Source organism: Kitasatospora sp. NPDC048545, assembly GCF_040651155.1.
Classification (GTDB): Bacteria; Actinomycetota; Actinomycetes; order Streptomycetales; family Streptomycetaceae; genus Kitasatospora.
In genome coordinates this window covers 49,032-64,927 of the sequence record NZ_JBEZIQ010000044.1, presented here as the reverse complement: position 1 = coordinate 64,927, position 15,896 = coordinate 49,032, and the positions used below count along the sequence as shown (strand labels likewise).

The following is a 15,896-nucleotide window of genomic DNA, read 5'->3' as shown; positions in this document are numbered from 1 at the left end:
CGTCACTACGCTGCGCCCCGCACCACCCTCCCCCGGCACCCCACCCGTCGGCCCACACGGCCCTCCCGGAACCCCGACACCCCGCCCCCCGGCGCCCCGACACCCCGGCCCCCGGGGCCGACGGTCAGCGCAGCCCCGCCGTCCGGCGCTCGAACACCTCGGGCCGGGCGGTCTCCAGCGCCGTGGAGACCGCGCCGAGGAGCACCGCCTCCTCCCCGAGCAGGCTGGGCGCGAGCGTCGGACGCATCGGGGCGATCCGGTGCAGGGCTGCCTCCAGCGGCTCCAGCAGCAGGTCCGCGCTGCTGCCGATGCCGCCGCCGAGCACCACCAGGTCCGGGTCCAGCACGGCGGACAACACGGCTACGGCATAGGCGAGTTGTTCGGCCTCCCGCTCCACCGCCCGGAGCGCCGCGGCCTCCCCCGCCCGGGCCCGCTGGAAGACCTGCTTCGCCGTCACCTGACGCCCTGCGCCGTCGTCCGCGCCCAGCCCGAAGTCCCGCGCGGTGCGCACCACGGCGTCCGCGGCGGCTTCCTGCTCGATGGTCGCCGCGGGCTCGTCGGACCGGGCCGGCAGCGGGACCTGACCGATCTCGCCCAGCGCGCCGTGCGCGCCGAGCAGCAGTTCGCCGTCCTTCACCACCCCGAGCCCGAGGCCGGTGCCGACCAGCAGGTAGGCGAACATCCGGCTGCCCCGCCCGGCGCCCAGGGTGTACTCGCCGAGCGCGGCCAGGTTGGCGTCATTGGCCACCGACACGGCCGTGCCCAGCCCCTCCCCGATCCGGTCGAACAGCCCCGGCCGGCCCCAGCCGGGCAGGCTGGAGGCGTAGCGCACCCCGCGGCGCTCCTCGTCCCACACGCCCGGGGTGCCGATCACCGCGTGCACGATGCCGTCGGCTTCCAGGCCCGCCTCGGCGGTCGCCTCGTGCGCGGCCGCGACCACGGTGTCCGCGACGGCGTTCGCCGAACGGCCCCGGTTGGCCACGTCCCGGCGGGCGACGACCGTCCCGGAGAGGTCCGCGACGGCCACCCGCAGCCGGGCCCGGCCGATGTCGACGCCGAGCACGTGCCCGGCCGTCGGGTCGACCTCGTACAGCACGGCGGTGCGGCCGCGCTCGGGGGCCAGCCGCCCGGCCTCGCGGACCAGCCCGGCCTGTTCCAGGGCGGCCAGCGCGGCCGAGACGGTCGGCTTGGACAGACCGGTGTCCCGGGCCAGCTGGGCGCGCGAGGAGCCACCGCCGGTGCGCAGCAGCTCCAGCAGCAGCCACTCGTTGTTGCTGCGCAGCCGCTGCCGGTTCCAGGGCACCGCGGGGGCCCCGGCCGCCGGGCGACTGGTCGGCTGGTGGGAGCTCATCGGTTCCTCCGGTCTGGTGCTCGCGGACGTCTCCGGCACGGTCTCACGCGGGCCTGACACTGCTCTGGCGTTGGTCTTGAGGCCGGTCCGACGCTGACCCGACTCCGTTCCGACCCCGGTCCGGCATCGGTCCGGCGGCGGTCGGCCGGTGCTCCGGCACGGTGTGCGACGCCCGCTGTCGGACGCCCGGTGTCGGAGCACCGGCCCAAGTATGACCGGTGATCATCCGGCATTCGTCCGCCGGACCCCGGCCGTTGCCCGACACGTCGTCCGGGTGACCGGTCCCCGTCACCGGGGCGACGGTTCCCCCGCGCCGTCCGGGGTCGAGCCGCGCCGGTGGCGGCCGCGTTACAGCACCGCGTCCGGCCGGTCAAGGTTTCCTCCAGTTGTGGGCGTGCCGCGCCCCGGCGCGTGATCATGGACGTATGCACTTCCGGCACCGCAACCGAGCAGAGGGCTCCCCGCCCGCGCCACCGGACACCCGGTCGCTGGCGGCGACGGCGGCGGCCCTCGCCGCCAGGCTCGGCTCGATCACCGGCAGTGACCACGGCGACGACGACCCCGGCCTGCTCCGCGCGGTCCTCGCCGACGCCCCCGTCGGCATCGCCGTGCTCGACGAGCACCTGCGCTGGCACCACCTCAACGCCGCCTTCACCACCACCACCGGCCTGCGCCGCGCCGACCTGCTCGGCCGACCCGTCGAGGCCACCGCCTTCGCCGGTGCCGCCGCCACCCTGCGCCGCGTCCTCGCCGACGGCCGCGACCGCGAGCACGCGACCGGCGGCCCCGACGGCCCGGGCCACGCCGTCCCGCCCGGCCTGCGGGTGCGCTACCGGCCGCTGCGGCACGCCGGACGGACCACCGGCGTGATCGTCGTCGTCCTGGACGACCCCGACCCGGCCCGCGACCAGCTCCGCGAACTCGCACAGGCCCGCGCCCGCCTGGCGCTGCTCGACGCCGCCACCGAACGGATCGGCACCACCCTCGACATCGCGACGACCTGCACCGAACTCGCCGACTTCGCCGTCCCCGGCATCGCCGACCTCGCCGTCGTCGACGTCCTGCCGCCCGAGGCCGAGCCCGCCCGGGCGGGCCGGGGCGCTCCCCGGCGGCTGCACCGCGCCGCCGTACGGGCCGTCCCGTCCTTGACCGCCGCCCTCGCCGACCTGGCCCGCCCCGGCGAATCGATCCGCCACCGGGAGGACTCGGCCGCCGCCCGCAGCTTCACCGGCGGCATCGCCGTGCTCACCGAACCCGGTGCCGAGGACGCCTGCCCCGCCGGGACCGCCTCGCTGCTCGTCCTGCCGCTCGCGGCGCGGGGCGACCTGGTCGGGCTGCTCACCCTCGGCCGCACCGCCGCGACCCCGCCCTTCACCTCGGATGAGGCCGCCCTGTTCGGCGATCTCGCCGCCCGGGCCGCCACCGGCATCGACAACGCCCGCCGCTACACCCGCTCCCAGGGCATCGCCCTCGAACTCCAGCGGGCCCTGCTCAGCGAACCCGGCAACCCGCACCAGAACCTCGCCCTCGCCTCCCGCTACCTGCCGTCCGGCTCCAGCTCGGTGGTCGGCGGCGACTGGTACGAGACGGTCCGGCTGCCGTTCGGCCGCACCCTGCTCGCCATGGGCGACGTCATGGGGCACGGCGTCGAAGCCGCCGTCGACATGAGCCACTACCGCTCCGCGCTGCGCGACATCGCCGGCATGGACCTGCCCCCGCACCGGATCCTGCGCCAGCTCGACACCGTGATCTCCGCCGACGACTCGGCCCGCCCCGCGACCTGCCTGCTCGCCCTCGCCGACCCCGGGCGCGGCCGCTGGACCCTCTCCAGCGCGGGCCACCTGCCGCCCGCCCTGATCACCCCCGACCAGCCGACCGAGCTGCTGCGCCTGCCCACCGGCCCGCCGCTGGGCACCGGCCTCGGCGGCTACGAGCAGACCGGCCACCCGCTCGTCCCCGGCCAGACCCTGCTGCTCTACACGGACGGCCTGGTCGAACGCCGCGGCGAGGACATCGACACCTCCCTGGACCGGCTCGCCGCCCTGCGCCTGCCCGCCGCCGGCGACCTCGACGACCTCCTCGACGCCGTCCTCCACTCCCTCGTCCCGCCCCCGTCCCCCACCGCCGCCACGTCCCCCGCCGCCGAGGACGACATCGCACTCCTCGCCGCCCGCGCCAAACCCCGCTGACGGGCCGGGCCGGCCGGGGCGGCGCCGGGCCGCTCGGAGGCGGGGGCCTCCGGCCGGCGTGCTCCGGGACCGGGGTCCGCGGGTGCGAGTACGAGGACCCGAGTGCGAGGACCCGGGGCGCGGCCCGGCCGGTGCCCGCGCCGACGGCGTCAGCCGTGGTCGCGGACGGTCCCCCGGAGGCCGTCCGCGAGCGAGCGCACGATCGGGTAGCGCAGGAACGAGTAGTGGTCGCCCGGCGTTCCGAGCACGTCCAGGTCCGGCACGTACGGCTGCCAGGTCTCCCGGATCGTGCTCCCGATCCAGTCCGGCAGCCGGCGGTGCTGCGCCTCGTACAGGGTGACGGGGAACTCCACCGGTGCGGGGGCGTACCCGAGGAGGGCGGTCCCGATGCCCCGCATCACGGTCAGGTGGCGCACCAGGTCGTCGCCGGAGACCTCGTGCAGCTCCGGCGGGATGTTCAGCTCCGTGAGTCCTGCGGCCACGTCCTCCGGCAGCCCGGCCGCGGCGTGCCCTTCCGCGAGCCGGGCCAGCAGACCGTCGATCGCCGCGATGTTCCCGCGCACGCCCTCCCGGTACTCGGCCGTCGGCAGGATGCCGTCCAGGGCGACGACCCGTACGGTGTGCCCGCCCGCGTGGAGCAACCGGGCCGTCTCCAGCGCCAGGACCGCGCCGAAGGACCAGCCCACCAGCAGGTGGGGCCCGTCGGGGCGGCTGTCGAGGATCGCCTCGCAGCAGCTGCGGGCCATGGCCGGGATCTGCCAGTGCGCCGCGTCCGGCCGGTCCCACCAGGACAGTTCGACGCCGAGCACCCGGGCGTCGGCGCTCAGCGCGCGGGCCAGCGGGACGTAGCCGGTGATGTTGCCCGCGATCACCGGGAAGCAGAAGACGGCGTGCGCGGAGGTGCTGTCGTTCAACGGGGTGACCGTGCCGCGCCCGGCCGTCCCGACGGCGCCGTCGAGGCCGTCCCGCCCGAGGTGCTCGGTGATCCGGGCGATGGTCTGGTGGCGGACCATCATCCGGGGGGTGAGGTGGATGCCCAGCCGGCCGGCCCGGTGGACGACCCGGATGCTGAGGACGGAGTCGCCGCCGAGTTCGTAGAAGTTGTCGTCGGCACCGACCCGCGCCACCCCCAGGACCTGCTCCCAGACCCGGGCCAGTGTGCGCTGGACCGGTCCGGCCGGCGCCGCGTACGCCCGGCCGGTGTCCGGCCGCGACCCGTCCGGGGTCGGCAGGGCCCGCCGGTCCACCTTCCCGTTGACCGTCAGCGGCAGCGCGTCGACCACCACCACGGCGGGCACCAGGTACTCGGGCAGCCGCTGCCCGGCCCGTCGCCGCAGCGCGGCCGCGTCGACCGGCCCGCCCGGTTCGGCGGGCGTCACGTAGGCCACCAGCCGCCGCTCCCCCGGTTCGTCCTCCCGGGCCAGCACCACCACGTCACCGATCGGCCCGGCGGCGCGCAGGGCGGCCTCCGCCTCGCCCGGTTCGACCCGGATGCCCCGGATCTTCACCTGGTCGTCGGAGCGGCCGAGGAACTCCAGGTCCCCGTCGGCCCGCCACCGGGCGAGGTCGCCGGTGCGGTACATCCGCTCGCCGGGCGCACCGTACGGGCAGGCGACGAACCGCTCCGCGGTCGGCGCGGCGCGCTTCCAGTAGCCGCGGGCCAGGCCGACGCCCGCGATGTAGACCTCGCCGGGGATCCCGACCGGCACCGGGTTCAGGTACCGGTCCAGCAGGTACACCCGTTTGTTGGCGATCGGCCGGCCGACGACGTCCTCGGCGCGCTCCGCCCAGTCCTCGGGTGCGGGCCAGTAGGTGCTGGTCATGGTGCACTCGGTGGGCCCGTACTGGTTGACCAGGGTGCCCGGCAGGACACGGCGCCCGTGCTGCCCGGCGAGCCGCAGGCTCTCGCCGCTGGCCACCGTCAACCGCACCCGCGCCAGGGCGTGTTCGGCCTCGGGCAGCGCGAGGAGCGCCCGTAGCTGGGACGGGACGGTGCTGAGCAGCACCTCCACCCGGTGGCGCTCGATGCAGTCCGCGATCGCGGACGGGTCGAACGGGCCGTCGTGCGGGGCGAGGACGGCCGTGGCTCCGCAGCTGAGCGGCCCGAGCAGGTCCCGCACCGAGGCGTCGAAGCCGATGGACGCCAGTTGCAGGACCCGGGTGCCGGGGGTGACGCCGTAGCGGGAGGTGACGAAGGAGAGGTAGGCCGTCACGCCTTGGTGCTCGACGGCGACGCCCTTGGGGGTGCCGGTGGAGCCCGAGGTGTGGACCACGTACGCGAGGTCGCCGGGCCGGGCCGACGGTGCGGGGTTCCGGTCGGGGCAGGCGGCGAGGACGGGCGCGTCCCGGTCCAGGCAGACGGCCGTGGTGCCGACGCCGAGCCCGTCCCGGAGCTCCCGGCGGGTGACGAGCAGCGCCGCCCCGCTGTCGGCCACCAGGGCCGCCAGCCGCTCGCGGGGGTGGACCGGGTCCAGGGGCACGTAGGCGGCGCCGGACTTGAGGATGCCGAGCAGGGCCACGGCCAGTTCGGGACCGCGTTCCAGACAGACGCCGACCAGGGTATCCGGGCCGGCGCCGAGCGCCTTCAGGTGGTGTGCGAGCCGGTTCGCGCGCCGGTTGAGTCCGTCGTACGTCAGCTCCTCGTACGGCGTCCCGGCGCCGCCCGCGACCAGTGCGACGGCGTCGGGCGTGCGGGCGGCCCGGTCCTCGAACAGCTGGTGGACGCAGCGGTCGTCCGGGTAGGACGCGGCGGTGTCGGTCCATTCCTCCAGCAGCTGCCGCCGCTCGGGCCCGGTGAGGACGGACAGTTCGGAGAGCGGGCGGTCCGGGTCGGCCGCCACCCGGGCCAGCAGGGTCCCGAAGTGGCCGGCCATCCGTGCGATGGTGCCGGGTTCGAAGAGGTCGGTGCTGTACTCGATCGCACAGTCCAGCCGGCCGTCGGCCTCGTGCACCGAGAGCGTCAGGTCGAACTTCGCGACCTGCTGTTCCCATTCCTCCGGCGCCACGGTGACCCCGTCGAGCGTGAGCGGCGTCCTCGGGGTGTTCTGGAACGTGAACAGCACTTGGAACAGCGGGTTGCGGCCGAGGTCGCGGTCCGGGCGCAGTTCCTCCACCAGGCGCTCGAAGGGCAGGTCCTGGTGCGCGTAGGCGCCGAGCGCAGTGTCCCGGACCTGGGCGAGCAACCCGGTGAACGAGGGGTTCCCCGCGAGGTCCGCGCGGAGCACGAGCGTGTTGACGAAGAACCCGACGAGCCCTTCGGTGTCGGCCCGGTGGCGGTTGGCGATCGGGGTGCCGACGGCGATGTCGTCCTGGCCGGCGTAGCCGGACAGCAGGGCCTGGAAGGCGGCGAGCAGGGTCATGAACGGCGTCGCGCCCTCGCGGCGGGAGAGCGCGTTCAGTGCCGCGGTCAGCTCCGCCGTCAGCGTGAACCCGTGACTCGCCCCGCAGCCGGAGCGGACTTCCGGGCGCGGCCGGTCGGTGGGCAGCTCCAGCGGCGTGAGGCCGCTCAACTGTCGCCGCCAGTAGTCCAGTTGGCCATCCAGCACCTCACCACGCAGCCAGTCCCGTTGGCACGCCGCGAAGTCGGCGTACTGGATCGCCGGTGCCTCCAGAGGGGACGGCTGGCCCCGGCGGAACGCCGCGTAGAGGACTGCGAGTTCACGGTTGAGCAGGCCCATGGCCCAGGCGTCGACGGCGATGTGGTGCACCGCGAGGACCAGGACGTGTTCGTCGGCCCGGACCCGCAGCAGCCGCGCGCGCAGCAGCGGGGCGACGCCCAGGTCGAAGGGTTCGGCGCTCTCGGCCGCGATGGCGGCCGACACCTCGGCCTCGGCCCGTTCGACGGGCAGCCCGCTCAGGTCGGTCAGCGGCATCGCGGGGGCGGCGGACCGCTCGATCACCTGGACGGGAACACCGTCCTCGGCCTCGAACCGGGTGCGCAACACCTCGTGCCGGGCGACGAGTTCGGCGAGGGCCCGCTCCAGGGCGTCCGCGTCCAGTGCGCCGGTGAGCCGCAGCATCCGCAGGACGACGTACTCGGCGCTGTCGGGGACGAGTTGGTCCAGCAGCCAGAGCCGTTCCTGGGCGAAGGAGGCGCGCAGCGGTCCGTTCCTCGGCACCTGCCGGATCGGCGGCATGCCCGGCAGCGGGCCGGCGCCCGGGCCCGACCCGCCGGTCGCGGTCACGATCTCCGCCAGTGCGGCCACCGTCGGCGCGGCGAAGACGCTCTGCACACCGAGGGCGTCCCCGAACTCACGGCGCAGCTGGGAGACCACCCGGGTGGCGAGGAGGGAATGGCCGCCGAGTTCGAAGAAGTTGTCCTCGCCGCCGACCCGCTCGACGCCCAGGACCTGTTCCCAGACGCGGGCGATCGACTGCTGGACCGGTCCGGCCGGCGTCACGTACGTCCGGCCGGTCTCCGGTCGCGACCAGTCCGGGGCCGGCAGTGCCCGCCGGTCCACCTTCCCGTTGACCGTCAGCGGCACCGCGTCGATCACCACCGTGTGCGCCGGGAGCAGGTGGGCCGGCAGCTGCCGGCCCACCCGTCGCCGCAGCCCGGGCAGGTCGACCCCGCCACCGGGTTCGGCGGGTGTCACGTACGCGACCAGCCGCCGGTCCCCCGGTGCGTGCTCGCGCGCGATCACGACCGCGTCACCGACCAGCCCGCCGGCGCGCAGGGCCGCCTCGACCTCGCCCGGCTCGATCCGGACACCGCGGATCTTCACCTGCTTGTCGGTGCGGCCGAGGAACTCCAGGTTCCCGTCCGCCCGGCGGCGGGCCAGGTCGCCGGTACGGTACATCCGCTCCCCGGGCGCACCGTACGGGCAGGCCACGAATCGCTCCGCCGTGGGCGCCGGGCGGTTGAGGAAGCCGCGGGACAGCCCGGCCCCGGCCACGTACAGTTCGCCGGGCACCCCGACCGGCACCGGGTTCAGGTTCCGGTCCAGCACGTACACCCGGGTGTTGGCGATCGGTGTGCCGATCGGGATCACCGGATCCGACACGCGCTCCGGTGCGACGTCCGCGCCCAGCGTCCAGATGGTGGTCTCGGTCGGCCCGTACAGGTGGGTGAGCCGGCGGACCTTGGGGCGGGTGACGGCCGCGAGCCGGGGGTCGAGCGCCTCCCCTCCGAGCAGGACGTGCAGGCGGTCGGAGAGGTCGGGCATCTCCTCGACGACCAGCCTCCACAGCGGTGGGGTGGCCTGCAGAACGGTGATCCCCCGAGCAGTGAGCAGCTCGGCGAGCCGGGCGGGCGCGGTGGTCTCCTCACGGGTCGCGAGGTGCACCTGGGCGCCGTACACCAGGGGCAGCAGCAGGTCGATGCCGGACGGGTCGAAGGTGTACGGGGCGACCGCCAGCAGCCGGTCGTCCGGTCCCAGCCGCAGGATCTCCTGCATCGCGAGCAGGCCGTTGACCAGGTTGCCGTGCCCGGTCTGGACGCCCTTGGGCGTGCCGGTGGAGCCCGAGGTGTGGATGACGTAGGCCAGGTCGCCGGGCGCGGACCGGCGCGGCGGAGCGGCGGCCGGCTGGCCGGCGGTGTCGGCGGTGTCGGCGGCCGGGCCGTCGTCGTCGAGGCAGAGCACGACCTGACCGGCCCGGACGGGGATCCGCTCGACCAGGTGCCGCCGGGTGACGACGACCGGGGCGGAGATGTCGGCCAGCAGGACCCCCAGCCGGTCGCGCGGGTGGTCCGGGTCCAGCGGGACGTAGGCACCGCCGGACTTGAGGACGCCCAGGAGCGCCACGACCAGCTCGGGGCTGCGGTCCAGGCAGAGGCCGACCAGGGTGTCCGGCCCGACGCCGGCCCGGACCAGCCGCTGCGCGAGTCGGTCGGCCGGCCCGTCGAGCTCGCGGTAGGTCAGCGCGCGATCGCCGCACCGGACGGCCGTCCGGTCCGGCGTCCGCGCCGCCTGGGCTGCCACCAGCTCGTGCACCCGGGTGTCCGGGTAGGTCACCGCGGTCCGGTTCAGGTCGCTGATCAGCCGGTGTTCCTCGGGGGCGGTGAGCAGGGGCAGCCGGGAGACGGCGCAGGCCGGGTCGGCCGCCGCACCGGCCAGCAGGGTGAGGTAGTGGCCGGCCATCCGTTCGACGGTGGTCCGGTCGAACAGGTCGGTGGCGTACTCCAGGATCCCGGTGAATCCGGCGTCGGTCTCCGCGAGTTCCATCGACAGGTCGAACTTGGCGACGTCCAGACCGAGCGGTTCCGCGCTGACGGCGATCCCGGGAAGGTCCCAGCCGGGCCCGGCCGCCCGGGTGTCCTGCAGGTTGAACATGGTCTGGAACAGCGGGGTCCGGGCGAGGTCGCGTTCGGGGGCGAGGTGCTCGACCAGCCGCTCGAACGGGAGGTCCTGGTGGTCGTAGGCGGCCAGCGCCGTCTCCCGGACCTTCGCCAGCAGCTCGGCGAAGGACGGGTCCTCACCGAGGTCCGTCCGCAGGACCAGGGTGTTGACGAAGAAGCCGACCAGCCCTTCGGTCTCGGACCGGTTGCGTCCGGCGACCGGTGTCCCCACCGCGATGTCGTGCTGGCCGGTGTAGCGGGCCAACAGCACCTGGAAGGCCGCCAGCAGGCCCATGAACGGCGTGACCCGGTGGGCCCGGAACAGCTCCTTGAGCCGTCCTGCCAGGTCGGCGGGAATGTGGAAGGCGAGCGTGTCGCCGCGCGGCGACCGGACCGCGGGCCGGGGCCGGTCGGCGGGCAGCTCCAGCGTGGCCAGTCCGGCCAGTCGGGCGGTCCAGTGCGCGAGTTGCCCCGTCAGCACCGGCCCGTCCAGGGAGTCCCGCTGCCAGATGGCGAAGTCCGGGTACTGGATGGGGAGTTCCGGCAGATCGGCCTTCTGGCCCGCGCGGTGCGCGGCGTACAGCCGGCTCAGCTCCTCGACCACGATCCCGACCGACCATCCGTCGGCGACGATGTGATGGAAAGTCAGCACGAGCAGGTGCTCGGCCGGGCCCTGCCGGTACAGCACGGCACGGAACAGCGGACCGCGCCGAAGATCCATCGGGGCCGTCGCCGTCGCCGCGGCCTCCCCCGGGCCGGCCGGTGCACGGACCACCCGCAGGACGTCCGGCTCGGGGGCGAGCACGAGCTGGCCGGGCCTGCCGTCCCGTTCCCGGAGGACGGTCCGCAGCGACTCGTGCCGGGCGACCAGGTCGGCGACCGCGGCGGACAGCGCCGCGACGTCCAGGTCCCCGGTCAGCCGCAGCACCGAGGGGATCAGGTACTCGGTGCCTCCCGGGGCCAACTGGTCCAGGAACCAGAGTCGTTGCTGAGCGAAGGAGGCCGGTAGCAGGACATCGTTCGGCATCTTTTCCCCCTGGTCCGATTCAACGTGATCCGGTTCGACGCGATCCGATGTCGACCCGGCCCGGACCGGTGTCGATCCGGGCGACTCGAAGGGCCCGCCCCGTCAATCGGCCCGGCCGGACTCGTCGGCCCGCGGGCCGGACCCGGAATCCGGCCCGGAACCGACCGGCCCGGTGCTTCCGATGTACGCGGCCTGCGCACCGATCGTCCGGTGCCGCAGGAGTTCCGCGACGGTGAGCGCCGCCCCGGTCCGCGTGAGAAGGGCCCGCTGCAGCCGGATGGCCAGAAGGGAATTGCCGCCGCAGTCGAAGAAATCGCGCTCGGGCTCGTCCGGGGCCGACCCGAAGACATCACACCAGGCCGCCCGTACGTCCTCCAGTATCCGCTGGCTCATTGGGAAAATCACCCCCTCCCCTACGACGTTCTCCGGCAGACGGATTTCTCGACAGGAATTCGGGCGGCGCGCACTCTCGGGTCGCGTGTCGGCGGCCCGGGAGCGGACGCGTCCCCCGGCCGCGCCTAGCCCTGCCAGGCGCACCAGAGGCTCGCGTAGACGCCGTTCTTGGCGAGCAGTTCCTCGTGCGTGCCGAACTCGGCGATCCGGCCGTCGTCGAGCACCGCGATCCGGTCGGCGTCCTGAGCGGTGTGCAGACGGTGGACCACGGCGACCACCGTCCGGCCGGTGGTGACGGCGGCCAGGGATCGCTCCAGGTGCCGGGCGGCCCGCGGGTTCAGCAGCGAGGTCGCCTCGTCCAGGACGAGGATGTCCGGGTCGGCCAGGAGCAGGCGGGCGAGGGCCAGTTGCTGCACCTTCGCCGGGTCGAGCGCCTGACCGCCGGGGCCGACCACGCCGTCCACTCCCAGCTCCTCGGCCCACTCCCAGGCGTCGACGGCGCGCAGGGCGTCGGCGATCTCCTCGTCACCGGCGTCCGGGCGGGCGATGGTGAGGTTGTCGCGCAGGGTGCCCCTGAAGACGTGGTGCTCCTGGGTCACCAGGGCGACCGTGCCGCGCCGATCGGCGGGGGCGAGGCCCGCGACCTCCCGGCCGCCCACCGTGATGCCTCCGCCGTGCGGGGTGTAGATCCCCGCGAGCAACTTGGCCAGCGTCGACTTGCCGGCGCCGGAGGGGCCGACCACGGCCAGCCACTCCCCCTGGCGGATCGTCAGGTCTATCCCGCACAGCACGTCCCGGCCCGGCTGGTAGGCGTAGCGGAGGTCGCGGACCTCGATGTCCGGGACCTCGGCGTCCCGCCGGCCGCCGGCGCTGCGCCCGGTGCCCGCGGTGGCGGCCGCCACGGCCGGCTGCCGGAACCGCGACAGCCCCAGCAACCGCGCGAGCGCGGCGGCGGCCGACTGCAGCGAGTCCAGCCAGAACATCAACTGGTCCAGCGGATTGAGCAGTTGGGACGCGTACAGGGTGCCGGCGGTGACGGCGGCGAGCGAGACCGTGCCGTGCAGGTAGAGCGTGCCGCCGAAGATCAGCATGGCGGCCACCGGCAGGGCGTAGCTGGTGTCGCAGAGCGGGAGGAAGACGTTGCGCAGCCGCAGGGTGTGGCGCTCGGCGGCGTAGGAGGCGGCGATGGACTCGTCGACCTCGTCCATCCGGCGGGCGGCCAGCCGCAGCGATTCGACCGTGCGGGCGCCCTCGACCGTCTCGGCCAGGCTCTCCGTCAGCCGGGAGTAGGTGGCCGCCTGACGCAGGTAGCCCTGGTGTGCCCGGCGCAGGTACCAGCGGCCGGCGCCGTAGAGCACCGGCACCGAGAGCAGGCAGGGCAGCAGCAGGAGCGGGCTGATCAGCAGGAGGGCGCCCAGGGTGAAGCAGACGATGCCGACCGAGGTCATGGTGGCCGGGATCGCGGACCGGATGGCGCCGGAGAGCTGGTCGATGTCGCGGGTGGTGCGGGTGATCAGGTCGCCGGCGTCGGTGTCCTCCACGGTCTCCGGCGGCAGGGCCAGCAGGTCGGTGACGAAGTCCTCGCGCAGGTCGGCCAGGACCTTCTCACCGAGCCTGGCCGCCGCGTACTCGGCGAGCCGGACCAGCACGGCTTGCGCGGCCAGGCATCCGAGGATCAGCAGGACCAGGCGCAGCACGGTGTCGTGGCCGTGGGTGACGTCGGCCACCAGGGTGCCGAGCAGCCAGGGGGCGAACAGTCCGGCGACGGCGGCGAGCGCCTGGAGACCGACCACCAGGGCGAATTCGCCCCGGTGGGCGAGGACGGCGCGCCGTGCGTACGCGGCGAGTTCGCGTGTGGTGGCGACGGGCAGGTCGCTCATGCCGCCTCCGCCTCCGCCCGGCGCTCGACCAGTTCGCGGTAGCGCGGGTCGGCCGTCAGCGCCCGGTGCGAGCCCTCCGCCGCGACGCTGCCGTCCAGGACCAGGGCGACGTGGTCGGCCCGGTGGAGCAGCACGGTGCTGGTGGTGAACACGACGGTGGCCTTGCCCCGGCGCAGTCGTGCGATGCCTTCGGCCATCCTGTTCTCCGTGTGCGCGTCGACGGCGTTGGTCGGGTCGATCAGGATCAGCACCTCCGGGTCGGCCAGCAGCGCGCGGACCAGCCGCAGGCGCTGTTGCTGGCCGCCGGAGAACTCCCGCCCCCCGGCGGCGATCTCGGTGTCGAGCCCGTCCGGCAGGGCCTCGACGATGTCCCGGGCGGCCGCTGCGTCGACGGCCGCCCAGAGGCGGTCGTCGGAGTCGGTGCCCGGCGGCCGGTCCGCCGTGTCGAGTTCTCGGCGCAGCGACCCGGCGAACAGGTGGTCCTCGGCGGTGACGACCAGGATCCGCTCGCGGACCCGGGCCAGCGGCAGCTCGGTGAGCCTCCGTCCGGCGTAGGTGGTCCCGGAGTCGGTGTGGCGTCCCAGCCGGTCGGCCAGGGTGACCGCGTCGGCGGGGGAGCCGACGACGGCGGTCAGCCCCTCGGCGGGCACCCGCAGGCCGGAGTCGGGGTCGGCGAGCGGGCCGGGGACGGGCACGGCGCCGGTGTCCGGGCCGGGGTCGAGGTCGGGTTCCGTGCGGAGCAACCGGACGACGTTCTCCGCGGCGACGTGGCCCTGCATGGCCTTGGAGACGGCGAAGGTGATCTGGTTGGTGGGGATCACCAGGTAGGTGGCGTAGCCGTAGAAGGCCACCATCTGCCCGGCGCTCAGTTTCTGGTCCAGGACGAGTTCGCCGGCCAGTGCCACCACGCCGGCCAGCAGCAGGCTCGGCAGGAAGGTCCTGGTGGCGCCGAGCACCGCCGAGGCGCGGCCCTGCCGGAGCGCGGTGGCCCGCAGACGCTGCGAGCCCTCCCGGTAGCGGGCGGCGAACAGGTCCTCGCCGCCGATCCCGCGCAGCACGCGCAGACCGCGCACGATGTCGACGGCCTGGTCGGTGAGTTCGCGCTGGCGGGTGCGGAGCCGGCCCTGCCGTTCGCGCAGCACCCGGGCGAGGCGGGTGGTGACCACGAGCATCACCGGCACCGCGACCAGCACCAGCAGGCCGACCTGCCAGGAGGCGACCAGCATGAACACCGCGACGGCGACGAAGCCGACCACGCCGCCCACGCCGCGGGCACCGACCTCCAGGGTCTGGCCGATCAGGCCGATGTCGGAGACGCCGACGGTGACGAGGTCACCGGCCGAGACCTTGCGCCCGACCGCGGCGCCCAGCTCGCAGGCCTTGGCGGTGACGAACCGCATGGTCTCGTACGCCGGTTCGACCCGCAGCCGGGTCTCCAGGCGTTCCACGGACATCGCCGACAGCGCGGAGAGCACCCCTGCCCCGAGCACGGCCAGTCCCCAACCGACCAGTGCGCCCTGGTCCTTGGCGACCAGGCCCTGATTGACGGCCTGCCCGATCACGGCGGGCGTCAGCCCGAGCCCGGCCGCCCACAGGATGTTGCCGAGGCAGTCCAGCAACAGGACCCGGCGGTGGCGGACGGCCATCCGCAGCAGGTACCGCCACGGGCCGCGCAGGTCGGGTACCCCGGGTTCCCGGTCGAAGAAGTCACGCACCGCTCAGCCCTGCCAGGTGAAGCCTGCCCCACACGTGCGCCTCCATCTCGGTTCGTCGGCAGGGCCATTAACCTCGGACCGCACGCGGTTTGTCCATCGTCCAAGGTCCGCGGCCCGAGGCCCGGGCGGGTCCTGACGGCGCGCGTTCAACTGTCAGGTGTTCTCGGTTGAACGGCGCCGCCCCGGTACGGCCCCGCCGGTTCGGGTTCAATCCGTCCGGCGGTAGACGGAGATGACGTTGCTGGCGGCCGGACCGCTGGAGTCGGCACGCCAGGAGCCGCCGCGCCAGTTGGCGATCCGTTTGACCAGCCGCAGCCCGGCCAGCCGGGCCATCAGGTCCTGTTCGGACGGCAGCAGCATCCGCTGGGTGAACCGCCGGACCCGGTGACCGCCCTCGTCCACGTAGAGCACGCTCTGGTCCAGCAGCAGCGACTTCCAGTCGAACCGCTGGGTGCTGATCCCCATGCCGGTTCCGGCCAGCTGCAGGGCGCTGATCCGTTCGCCGTCCTCCAGGGCCCGCAGCGGCGGGTGCAGGTTCTCCACGACCAGGCTGCCGCCGGGCGCCAGGTGGGCGGCGGCGTTGCGCACCACCGCGAGCTGGGACTCCTGGGTGGTGAAGTGCAGCAGCAGGTTGTAGACGCAGAGCACCAGGCCGAAGCGCCGGTCGGTGGTCCAGTCCTGCGCGTCGCCCCGCACCAGGGTCAGGTTTCCCGGCAGCGGCGTCCTGTGGGCCGCCGCCAGCATCTCCGCCGAGCTGTCGACGCCCAGCACGCTGCGGACCTTTCCCGCCAGCGGGACGGCCAGCCGGCCGGTGCCGACGCCGAACTCCAGCACGTCTGCGCCGGCCGCCAGTTCGGCGAGATAGGAGACGGTGAGCGGGGTGTCGATCCGGGCGTGTTCCGCGTCGTACCGGGCGGCCTGGTCGGCGTCCCAGCCGGGCTCCTCCATGGGCGTCCTCTCCTCCATCGGCGTCCTCTCCTCCACGTCGGCCCCTTCCGGGGTGTCCGTTCCCTGCGGCATGTGCGCCCCTCCGTCGTGTCCCGTCCCTGCGGTCCGCCCCGGCG

At 74.7% G+C, this 15,896-nt stretch carries 7 protein-coding genes; 1 reads left to right on the top strand and 6 read right to left on the bottom strand.

Annotated elements, in window-relative coordinates; all coding sequences use genetic code 11:
* Positions 1-124: 124 nt before the first annotated feature.
* Positions 125-1,351, bottom strand: a complete 1,227-nt coding sequence (locus AB0D10_RS32865; RefSeq protein ID WP_360262621.1) for an ROK family transcriptional regulator — start codon at positions 1,349-1,351, stop codon at positions 125-127.
* A gap of 425 nt (positions 1,352-1,776) precedes the next feature.
* On the opposite strand from AB0D10_RS32865, the gene AB0D10_RS32860 reads away from it, so the two are divergent.
* On the top strand, positions 1,777-3,540 hold the full coding sequence (locus AB0D10_RS32860) for a SpoIIE family protein phosphatase (protein ID WP_360262620.1): 1,764 nt from the start codon (positions 1,777-1,779) through the stop codon (positions 3,538-3,540).
* A gap of 149 nt (positions 3,541-3,689) precedes the next feature.
* Here AB0D10_RS32860 and AB0D10_RS32855 read toward each other — a convergent pair whose 3' ends face one another.
* The 5 genes from AB0D10_RS32855 to AB0D10_RS32835 form a co-directional block, all read right to left on the bottom strand.
* Complete coding sequence (locus tag AB0D10_RS32855) at positions 3,690-10,844, bottom strand: amino acid adenylation domain-containing protein (RefSeq protein ID WP_360262619.1); 7,155 nt, start codon at positions 10,842-10,844, stop codon at positions 3,690-3,692.
* A 102-nt stretch (positions 10,845-10,946) separates the two neighbouring features.
* Positions 10,947-11,237, bottom strand: a complete 291-nt coding sequence (locus AB0D10_RS32850) for an acyl carrier protein (RefSeq protein WP_360262618.1) — start codon at positions 11,235-11,237, stop codon at positions 10,947-10,949.
* 125 nt (positions 11,238-11,362) lie between these two features.
* Positions 11,363-13,117 (bottom strand): ABC transporter ATP-binding protein, encoded by a 1,755-nt coding sequence (locus AB0D10_RS32845; RefSeq protein ID WP_360262617.1) that lies wholly within the window; start codon positions 13,115-13,117, stop codon positions 11,363-11,365.
* Entirely contained in the window at positions 13,114-14,832 is a 1,719-nt protein-coding gene (locus AB0D10_RS32840) for an ABC transporter ATP-binding protein (RefSeq protein ID WP_360262616.1), read from the bottom strand. Before AB0D10_RS32840 ends, AB0D10_RS32845 begins: the two co-directional genes overlap by 4 nt.
* Positions 14,833-15,039: 207 nt before the next feature.
* Positions 15,040-15,852 (bottom strand): methyltransferase domain-containing protein, encoded by an 813-nt coding sequence (locus AB0D10_RS32835; protein WP_360262615.1) that lies wholly within the window; start codon positions 15,850-15,852, stop codon positions 15,040-15,042.
* Positions 15,853-15,896: the final 44 nt, after the last annotated feature.